Raw genomic sequence first — 11,137 nt, forward strand, 5'->3', positions numbered from 1 at the left:
GATTCATTTGCAGGCGGGTTTTCGTCTGTTCCATTCATTTTAAACGATGAGCAAAAAGATACTGGAAATACAACAAATAAAAAGGGAGTTCCGCATGGGCACAGAAATTGTTCGAGCGCTCAAAGGCGTCACCTTCGATGTGTTTGCGGGGGAGTTCATCACCATCATGGGAAGCAGTGGCTCCGGTAAAACAACTTTACTAAACATACTGGGTTGTCTTGACAAACCTACAGAAGGCACATACTTACTGGATGGTGTAAACATCGGACAACTTTCCCGGAATGAACTGGCGCAGCTACGCAATCGTAAAATAGGGTTTGTGTTTCAGTCTTACAACCTGCTTCCGCGTACATCTGCATTGGAAAATGTAGAACTGCCTTTGCTGTACAATATGGAGATCAGTCATGAGGATCGTCGTAAGAAAGCCATACATTCACTGGAAGCGGTGAAATTGGCAGAGCGCATGGACCATACGCCCAATCAGCTATCTGGTGGACAACAGCAGCGTGTGGCCATAGCCCGTGCGCTGGTAAATGAACCTGTGATGATATTAGCGGATGAAGCGACGGGAAACCTGGATACGCGAACATCCTACGAGATTATGGCCCTTATGCAGGAGCTAAACAGGGAGCAGGGCAAAACAATTGTCTTCGTTACCCACGAACCGGACATTGCTGCATTTAGTAGCCGTACGGTCATGTTGCGTGATGGGAAAGTGGTGAAAGATACAAAGAATGAAAATGTAAGATCAGCAAAGGAAGCATTGGCTTCGCTGCCGGTCTCAGATGATTATTAACATATGAATGTATTAAACCTCATCAGGATTGCTTTCAAAGCCCTGCTCCGCAATAAGCTGCGGGCTTTTTTGACCATGCTGGGTATTATCATCGGTGTGGCGGCTGTGATAGCTATGGTGGCGATTGGACAGGGGAGTAAAGAGAGCATTCAGTCCCAGTTATCCAGCATGGGATCCAATATGATCACTATTCTGCCCAGCAGCAATGTGGCTGGTGGGGCCAGGCTGGGAGGGACCTCAGTAAATACCCTGACTATTGATGATGTGAAGGCCATCCGTAAGCAGGCGGAAAATGTAAGTGCGGTATCGCCAGCAGCAAATAGCAGCGGACAATCGATCAATGGCGCGCTGAACTGGCCGACTACTATTTATGGCGTGAGTCCGTCTTATTTAGATATTCGTCAATGGGCCCTGAAGGACGGTATACCTTTCAGTGAAGAAGATGTCCGTGCATCAGCAAAAGTGTGTTTATTAGGTCAGACGGTAGTAACTAATTTATTCCCCAGTGGCGATAATCCTATTGGGAAAATCATTCGCTTTAATAATATTCCTTTTCAGGTAATAGGTGTGCTGGAAGCCAAGGGACAGAGCTCCTTCGGGCAGGATCAGGACGATGCGATCATTGCGCCGTATACGACTGTGCAGAAGAGGATATTAGCGTCTATTTATTTTCGAACCATCTATGCATCGGCGGTGAATGAAAGTGCTTCGGATGCGGCGACAGATGAGATCACGAGTATACTTCGCAAACAGCATCGACTGCGTGCAGCAGATGAGGACGATTTTCAGGTGCGCACGATGGCGGAGTTGATCGCTACATTGAGTTCTACGAGCAATTTGCTGACTATATTATTGACGGCGATAGCCGGTATTTCGTTGGTGATAGGAGGTATTGGGATTATGAATATCATGTATGTGTCAGTGACGGAGCGTACGAGGGAGATAGGGTTGAGGATGTCAATAGGCGCGAGAGGGATTGATATATTGATGCAGTTTTTGATAGAAGCGATTATGATTAGTATAACGGGAGGGATAATTGGGGTGGTATTAGGGATCACTTCTGCGAAGTTGATAACGATATTTTTGTCCTGGCCAACGTTGGTGTCGGAGTCGTCAATAGTGTTGTCATTTTTGGTGTGTGCGGCTACGGGGGTATTTTTTGGATATTATCCGGCACAGAAGGCATCGAGGTTGGATCCGATAGAGGCGTTGAGGTATGAGTAGGGGATAACATTGGGTTGATCATTATCCTGCAATTTTTGTTGCAGTATAAATAAATTATTTTATCATGAGAGTAAAGTATGAAGAGCTTAAACAGGTTTTTATAGAGAAATTGATTGACCTTGGTTTTGACACTGCAAAGGCCGGCATTGTAGCCGGTATCTTTGCTGATAACAGCCGTGACGGTGTCTATTCCCACGGATTAAACCGTTTTCCTGTATTTGCGCAATTGATAAAAGATGGCCTCGTAGACCCCAATGCCACTCCGGAAATGGTTGAGAAACATGGTCTGATTGAAACATGGGAAGGATACAATGGTGCTGGTATGTTCAATGCCACTGTATGTATGGATCGGGGAATCGAACTGGCTAAACAATACGGTGTCGGTATTGTAGGCATCCGGAATACCAACCACTGGATGCGTGGAGGTACTTACGGCTGGCAGGCAGCCCAGGCAGATTGTATAGGTATTTGTTTTACCAATGCAATGGGTAGCATGCCGCCCTGGGGAGGTACAGTTCCCCGCCTTGGCAATAACCCATTAGTAATAGCTGTACCCCGCCCTGAACACCCAATTGTGCTGGATATGGCCATGTCTCAGTATTCTTATGGCAAGATGCAGGAGTATGAATTGAAACAAAAAGAACTACCATTCGAAGGAGGATATGACAGTAATGGAGCACTTACAAAGGACCCTGCAGAGATAAGGAAAACAAAGAGAGCATTACCTATTGGTTTATGGAAAGGTTCCGGATTGGCCCTCATGTTGGATGTGTTATTAGGAGCCCTGACCGGGGGACGCTCTGTAGAGCAGATTACAGCTAGTGGAAAGGAGTTTGGCGTGTCACAATGTTTCATTGCGATTCATAAACCTGATTTCCATGAAAGTTTGATAGCGGGTATCTTAGAATATACCAAATCTGAAAATCCAGATCAGATTAGTTTTCCGGGAGAGAATACTTATAAGACAAGAATGGAAAATTTACTGGAAGGTATTCCAGTGAATGAGGAAATGTGGAAGCAGGTAAAATCTATTTAAGTGAGATTGGAATCGGGTTTTCTTCTGAAATATATCTAAGCCCAATTCCAGCATTGGTCACATGGCTCTATTTTGTTCAAAAGTAAAATTGAATTACCTACATAGAAATTAATCAAACGATATTGAGTTTAATATCCTACAAAAACTTTCTTAGATCGCAATCCTTTCTGCGAATAGTAACTTACTATATAGAGGCCACTGCTGAACGAAGGTCCCAGGTCGTGATAACCTTTGCCTGATAATTGTTGACGCAGGATTACCTGTCCGGACATATTACTTAACATAATACCGGCTTTATCTCCTGAAGCAAGGTCCACGTATACGTATATTTTGCGACCGGCACTGTACACGTTAAATGTATCAGTCGCATTTTCTTCGGATGGAGAAAGGTCTTTCAGACTAAATACCAGCGAGAAGCGGTCGTTGTATTTTCCTGTTTCAATGAGTTGGCGATAACTGGGGTTACGTTGCAGGTCCTGGGTAATATTTGTTTTTTCATCGTGCAGATAAATGTGCAGACCGGAAGGTATTCTCTCAAGGTCCTGTACTTTAAACGTAATCCATCCTGACCTTTGCGTGATCAATCCTAACGGTATCCTGCTGGAGCTATCCTGCACATAAGGAAGGGCATGGATAGATAGTTTTGTCGTATCGGATAATGAATAGAGATTAGGCACCAAAGGATCTGTATTGATCAGTTTAAGCGCATCCATTTCAGGGTCCGTTGAAAGGGTAGCGGAATGATCAAAATAGATAACAGTTGCATCTTCCGGCATAGCTTCATCTGCAAAGGATGCATTGAGGCGAAGTAATGGAACAGTTGATGGTGCATCCCTGTGATAGTTAGGCGTCAGGTTGTTTACCCTGGCGGTGTTATTAACAGCAAAAGATGCGGTAACAGGATAGGTGCCATTGCTTACATGGACAAAGAATCCCTGCATGGCAGGAATGATATTATTGGCTATGCCATCGCTGGAAATTCCATTGATATAAGTGGAGTAAGTACCGGTATATTGGTTGGTAGTACCGGCATTGAAATAATAAAGCGCGTTATCAATGTTTGTTTTTGTCCATCCCCCCGAAGCGTTCCAGTCGACCGGAGAAGGGTAGGGATTTCCTGCCAGGTTAAAACCGAGTGTGTACGGCTGGTTATGGTTGTATATTGTTGGCGAGGTAATGGTACCATTATTCACCACGCCTGTCATATCAATTGTTTTAGGCGATGAAGAACTGCCAAAGTTGGCAGAATATCCCACCATGGGTGTGAGTATGCTCGTAGCCGTTGTATAGACAGTATATCCTGAGGAAGCCTGGTTCTCTACGTACTTATAAAAAGTAGGGAAGGTGGCGGCCAGATTCAGGTCATTAGCAAATTCATTCACTGTTGCAGCTGTGAAAGGGGAGCTGACATATTTATAACCAAAACCGGAAGCCAGATAGCGTTGCATGGTTACGTTGCCTGTTACAGAACCTGATCCACTGCCATCTATCAACGCTGTTTGCGTAGCTGTGGACAGGAGGGTAAGGAAACCACCTGTGCTGAACTGACCGGTAGTGGCTTTTAATACGTCGGAGACCTTCAACGTACCGCCTAATGTTACGCCTGCACTATTGTTTGTTGTAAGGTTTTTGATCAGGTTACCTGCAAATGCGGCCGCAGGTATTGTTTGTGCCGTGATGCCTATAAGTTCGATGCTGCCATTGCTGGTAGTGAAAGTACCGCTATTTGTAATAGTACCTGCTATCTGCATGGCGCCACCATTGACAGTGACGGAAGCACCGTTTTGTATAGTAATGCTTTGTACGGTAGCTGTGCCAGTGGTTATCACCGGGTAATTGGTTAAACTGGAAGGAATAATCGCATCAGTGGTAATGAGCGGAGCAAAACCGGTTGACCAGTTCCCGTTAAGATACCAGTCGGTGCTTGTTGCGCCTGTCCAGGTAGCGCTGTTTACCAGTTCACCTACAGCAATATCTCCAACGAAGCTGAGTCCTGTTCCCTGTATAGACGTTGAAAGAGGAGAAATCGTAGTAGGTAAAGACCATGAAGATCCATTATAACTGGCCACCTTAAAGTTTGCGGTAGTAGCTTCCGCATCTACGTCTGCAGCTACCCAGTTAACTGTAACAGATGCCGTTGTGAAAACAGTAGCGTTGTTGGTAAATGACCAGTAGCGGTTTACACTTTTGATGGTGTTAAGACCTGAAGTACCGATGTTGGGATGATCCGGAGTGGTGGTTACAGCGCTGAGATTGCCGGAATTGGTAACACTGGCATAAAGGACTGTAGCCGGTGTATAAGAAGTATTATCGCCTATTTCAAAAGTGCGGGATACAGCAGAGCCGGTAGCTATATTTTTCTGTAATTTTCCATTTACCCATCCGGTACCCTGTGCGGCCCCTATGACGCTGCCACCTGCTGGAATTATTACTCGAAAACTGCTGCCTGTTTGTATGTTACCTGCGCTGAATTTAAGTATCCCGTTTGTTGTTAAATTAGAGGCAAGTGTAATAGGATTCGTCGTTTTATTAACGGTGAGATTATTGAATGCTCCTGTGGAGTTGATACTTTGCGGTGCTGGTCCGTTAAAGACAAAGGTATTTCCTGTGTTGGTAAAAGTACCACTTGTCATATTCCAGTTGCCATTGATGGTATCTGCAAACGTTCCCGGAACAAAGGTGCCATTGGTGAGGGTGAGGTCACTTAATATATATAAAGCAGCAGTAGCTGTTTTAGTACCGGTGGTTGAAATGGTGAGATAGCCATATGGTGTAGCAGAAGATACTGTTTGCGTACTTCCGTTATATTCTACGCTGCTTAACGTATCGAATGCATATGTGGTGAAGGTGGGCAATGAATTTGTACCACCTATTTTAAAAAATGAGTTGTCGTCAATGCTGAATGTTCCGCCACCGGGGTCCTGGGTGATGGTAAATGTAGCGGCATCCAGTATGCCGCTGTGAATATGCAGATCTGTTACAGCTGTTATGTTTTTTGCCAGCGTAGTAGTAGCGCCTGTATTTTTGCTGATGGCAATCTGTGCCAAATCAAAAGAAGCGGCTGTTCCGCTTATTACAGAAGGAGTGGAACCAGTCATTGTGAGGGTTCCTATGGTAGCATCAAAACTATTATTATTGGTAAAGTTATGAGATACGTTAAAATCACTATTGGCCATGAGGGTGCCTGAGATTGTCAGATCATAGAAGGTTGTTCCAGGGCTGCCGGTAAGTTGTGCGTTGGTACCACTCAGCGTAAACAGGGAGGTGCCGCCATTTAATGTACCATCACTTTCCATATCTCCTGCCACGGTAAAAGTATTGCTGCCCGCGTTAAAAACAGCATTATTCGCTATCAGGAAGTCGCCTGTTATATTCCAGTTGGCTGCTGGTGTTACCCCGTTGATATTGGTGACGTTTATATTATTTAAAGCGGTAGGTGTACCTGTAACAGTTATAGCGCCTGAGCCCCCGAATATAACGGTACCAGTGCTTGAAAAACTAGTGCCTGCCAGTTTGATAGTCTGTGTTGCGGAAGGAGTGAAATTTATTGTACCACTGCTGGTGACGGTACCATTATTGGTAAAGCTTCCCAGGATATTATGTGTAGGAGCTCCTCCATTAAACGTAGCGCCGCTGCTGATGTTGAATGCAATGGCTACGGTCCAGTTTACGCTGGGATTTATCCCCGCAGTATTATTGATGTTGAGTGTTGCAAATATGGGAGCGCTGGTAGAGTTCAGTACAGGAGAAACATTCCCGTTAAAATTGATGATACCGCTTGAGTTCGAGGTAATGGCATTTAAGAGGCGGATGGTTTGCACACTGGTTCCTGCGAATGTAGTGGTACCGTTACTTATTAATGAGCCACTGTTGGTCAGGTCTCCGCTTATTGTTGCCTGACCTGAACCCCCATCGAAGGAGCCGGTGGAAGTAATGTTTAACAGACCATTGTAGGTGATATCGCTTCCACTTACAGCATAACTGCCATAAATAGTTAACCTGTTAAAGGTGGTATTACCTGTAATGGTCTTAGTGGTTCCATTCAGGATGACAGTGCCTGTACCGGAAGTAAAGGTACCGCTGTTGACCCAGTTACCGCCCAGGTTTATGGTATTGCTATTTGCGTCGAATGTAGCACCGCTGTTGATGGTGAGGTTACCGTTCACTGTAAGAGGACCCGTTAATGTTTTAGTGCCGCTGTTACTGAATATAATGGTGCCCACAATTATCGGAGGTATAGTTTGTGCAACGGTACCATTAAAGTGTATAACACTGGTATTGCCCACTATATAAGTATTGAAGTTTGCCGGTACATTATTAGCCCCACTGAGCAGCAGTGTTGTTCCATTGGCAGCCGTAAGTGTACCACCGACAGAACTTCTGTTAATAGTAAATGTTGTAATATTCAATGTACCGGCGCTAAATAATACATTACCATTAATTGTTAAATTCCCGGAAAGTGTGGCCGTACTGCCTGGTTTGTTAATCGTAAAATTATTAAATGTAGTGGCAGAAACGGTTTGTGGACCACTGCCATTGAGTAAAATGGTACCGCTTAATGATAGGAATGTACCACTGTTATTCCAATTGCCGCCTACAGTAGTGGTGACGCCATCACCATTCAGGGTGGCGCCTGAGGCAATATTTACATCCCCGGTTATAGTGGAGGAGGCGTTGATATCCAGTTCACCTGCTGTGACGGTAACATTACCATTCACATTAGCCGGGGAATTGATAGCTGCGATACCAGCTGTTTTATTCACGGCAAGATTGTTGTAAGTGACTCCTGCCACGGTTTGTGCCACACTGCCATTATAAGTAACAGTGCTGGTAGAAGGGGTGAAGGTGCCGCTGGTGTAATTAAAGTCATCGCCTATATTCAAGGCCCCCGCCCCTGATATGGTCACATTGGCACCGCCTGATTCTGTCAGCGAACCTGCAATAGTAGTGGTCCCTGTTCCCATGTTAAGATTGATTGCATGGCTTGTTGTTCCATCACTGAGCGTGAGATCTCCGTTTACGGTAATATTCTGGTTATTGGCATTGATAGTATGTATGGCATTGGCTGACCATGTACCGGTGATATTTCCCTGTGTGGTTAAAGAACCACCGCTATTTAATGTAAGCGTGACTGCCTGCACGCTTCCAAACGTGATACTTTTAGCTACGGCTGCACTGGTAGCAATAACGGGTTGATTGGTAAAGGCGGCTGTGCCTATCTCCACGATATCTGTGGCCGCTGGTGGTTTTGAAGGTGTGCCCTGTACGGTTGTCCAGTTGCCTGCTGTAAACCAGTCACTGCTCACAGAGCCGTTCCACCGCACCAGGCTTATATTATCAGAGAGTGTCCAGCGGTTACTTACGTCCAGTAATAAGGTTTGTTCAACGTAATTAGAGGTGGTACTGTTAGTCGTTTTGCCGGATACACCCCATGATAACCCATTATAATGCCATAGCTGGCTGGAAGATTCATTATTACCATTCAGTTCAACATCTTCGTAGTGTAACCGGAGTGTAGCCAGGGATACAACCGTACCTGTTAATTGAATATTATATACCCGGTTAATAGACCCTCCAAATGGGAAATCACTGATCGATCCTTTGGTGACCGTTACGGTAACAGCAGTAAGCAATAAGTTCACCCCTGCAAATGTGATGGTATTATTAGGTCCTTCAAATGCATAGGATGTGCCTGATGTAAAACTATGTGTGTGTTTTATTGTACCTATTATGATACCGTTTCCGCTACGGTTTGTTGTAATATTGATAGTATTGCTGCCGGTTTGCATGCCACCACTGGTCATATTCAGGGTAGCTGCATCCACATTACTGAGGATAGTTACCTGGTTGGAAGTAGCAGATTTGTTGATGGTAAGTGTATTGAAAGTAGTAGCACCGTTGATAGTAACATCTGTAGTACCTGTAAGCGAAACGGTGCTGGTTGATGCGGTAAATGTACCTGTTGTCGTCCAGTTCCCTAGTACAGTATGTGAAAATGAGGACGCATTAAAAGTGGTGGATGCTGCAATTGTAAGATCACCGTTTACCGTGATCGCGCCCCCGGCTGTTTTAGTACTGCCATTAGATAATATGAGATTTCCATAATTGCCTGCCGTAACGGTTTGTGCACCACTGCCATTATAGTTGACCGTATTGGGAGTGGAGGTCGTCGCGTTTAAGGTACCGGCAGTTATTGTATAAGCGCCGGCAATACCAAGTACGGCGTTAGTGGATAATTGCAGTGAAGTACCATTCAGTGTTACATTAAACAGGTTGGCTGTTCCGTTGAGTGTACAGGTACCCGTAAAGGTAGCTGTACCTGCACTGGCAGTGAAACTGCCGCTTATGTTTATGGAATTATTCACTGAAAAATTGTTGGTGGTGGTAATGGTACCTGGAACAGATAATGCGCTGAATGTGATCGTACCACCTCCTGCAATGGTTTTAGCAGTGCCGCTCATGGTAACAGTGTTGCTGTTGTTTGTAAAACTACCGGAGACGGATAAATTACCTGTTACTGTAATACTGCTGGTAGAGACTACAGTCCCGGAAATGGTGAGGTTATCAAATATAAGACCTGTACCTGTAATTGTTTTTGTTGTACCGGATAGTGTGAATGTACCTCCGACGGCATGTGTAAATGATCCTGCCCCTGTGGTAGCAAGGTTGCCGGTTACGGTGATATTGCTGGTAGCGGCAGCGGTAATATTGGAGGCATTAAGAGAAAGGTTATTGAAATTATGTGTGCCTGTACCACTGATGGAAGAACCGGCCCCTGTCATATTAACCGTACTGGTATTTCCTGTGAAAGTGCCGTTATTTACCCAGTTACCGAAAACATTATGTGTGAAGCTGCTGCCGTTGAAAGTAGTGGAAGCGCCTATTGTTATGTTACCGCTTATTGTAATATTCGATGCTGCTGTAAAGCTCACTGATGTGCCGGCCCCGATCGTACTTGTGAGGTTACCTACTACTGTAAAGTCGGTGGCAGGCATTGTTTTTAGGGCGGCCCCGCTGGATGAGGACAATGTCAGGTTACCGTATGTCATTGTCGCAACGCTTTGATTGGTACCTGAATATTCTACTGTGCTGGTTAAGCTAAGGGAGTTGGTACTGTAATTAGCCGGAAAGGTAGTGGTACCACCTAATTTCAATGTGGCGCCATTGGATACAGTCAGCGTACCGCCTGCAACAGTGGTACCCCTGTTAGCTGTGAAAGTAGAAAGGTCCAGTGTACCTGCGCTTACAGTAATGTTTCCTGCAGTAGCAGTAGCGGAATTCAATGCGTTTAAGTTCCCACCGGCAGTTTTTGTCCCGGATCCACTTATTCTGAGCGTGGAATAGGTAAGTGATTGCAAGACAGTTTGATTCACCAGGGTAGCGCTGTAGTCAACGGTTGATCCTGCGGAGAGCGTAACGGTTCCGGATTGTGCGTAATTGCCTGCAAAAGTGGATGCATTCACCTTTAGTATACCTGATGCACCCACGGCTAATGTGGTGGCTCCTGATATGACGAAAGGAGTGGCATTTTCTGCGGGGATGAATGTGCCGTTCACGGCAAAAGTGGTGGTGATAGAAGTGTTTATATTCAATGTAACGGTACTGCCTGCGTTCACAGTTACCTTTCTGAAAGTAGAAGAAACAGTGCCGCTTATTGACTGGGTAGTGCCTGCAAATGTTACTTTTGAATTAGTACCCAAAGTAGAATAGATACCGTTGTTAACCCAGTTACCCTTAACAGTAAGGGTAACGTTTCCCTGGTTGATCCTTCCGCTGGAAGCAATGGTGAAGTTACCGGCCACGGTCAGACTTTTATTCTGCGTCAGCACAGGTGTTCCTGTACCAGCACCAATAGTGAGTGATTTACAGGCAGCAGAAACGTTTACAGTAGGCTGGAAGGGACCTGTAAAACTGGCATCCCCAATCACTGCATCAACAGTAGCTGTAGGTACACCGGCAGTCCAGTTACTGGCATTATTCCACGAAGTACTGCTGGCACCTGTCCAGCTTGTCTGGCCCATAGTGAAGAGAGGCAAAAGCAAAAGGGCTGACAATAATATTTTTCTATGAATGCGCATATG

Annotated in this window: 4 protein-coding genes; 3 read left to right on the forward strand and 1 reads right to left on the reverse strand. The window is 45.1% G+C overall.

Annotated features, from left to right (window positions below):
* Positions 1-46 precede the first annotated feature (46 nt).
* From QQL36_RS21560 to yiaK, 3 genes are all read left to right on the forward strand, one after another.
* On the forward strand, positions 47-796 hold the full coding sequence (locus QQL36_RS21560) for an ABC transporter ATP-binding protein (RefSeq protein ID WP_083722864.1): 750 nt from the start codon (positions 47-49) through the stop codon (positions 794-796).
* A 3-nt stretch (positions 797-799) separates the two neighbouring features.
* The gene (locus QQL36_RS21565; RefSeq protein ID WP_321566723.1) at positions 800-2,020 is read left to right on the forward strand and encodes an ABC transporter permease; all 1,221 of its coding nucleotides are present in this window, start codon (positions 800-802) and stop codon (positions 2,018-2,020) included.
* A gap of 64 nt (positions 2,021-2,084) precedes the next feature.
* Positions 2,085-3,056, forward strand: coding sequence for a 3-dehydro-L-gulonate 2-dehydrogenase (gene yiaK / locus QQL36_RS21570; RefSeq protein ID WP_083722863.1), 972 nt, complete (start codon positions 2,085-2,087; stop codon positions 3,054-3,056).
* A gap of 128 nt (positions 3,057-3,184) precedes the next feature.
* Here yiaK and QQL36_RS21575 read toward each other — a convergent pair whose 3' ends face one another.
* On the reverse strand, positions 3,185-11,134 hold the full coding sequence (locus QQL36_RS21575) for a hypothetical protein (RefSeq protein ID WP_321566724.1): 7,950 nt from the start codon (positions 11,132-11,134) through the stop codon (positions 3,185-3,187).
* Between the last annotated feature and the right edge of the window lie 3 nt (positions 11,135-11,137).

Source organism: Chitinophaga sp. LS1, from assembly GCF_034274695.1.
Taxonomy (GTDB): domain Bacteria; phylum Bacteroidota; class Bacteroidia; order Chitinophagales; family Chitinophagaceae; genus Chitinophaga.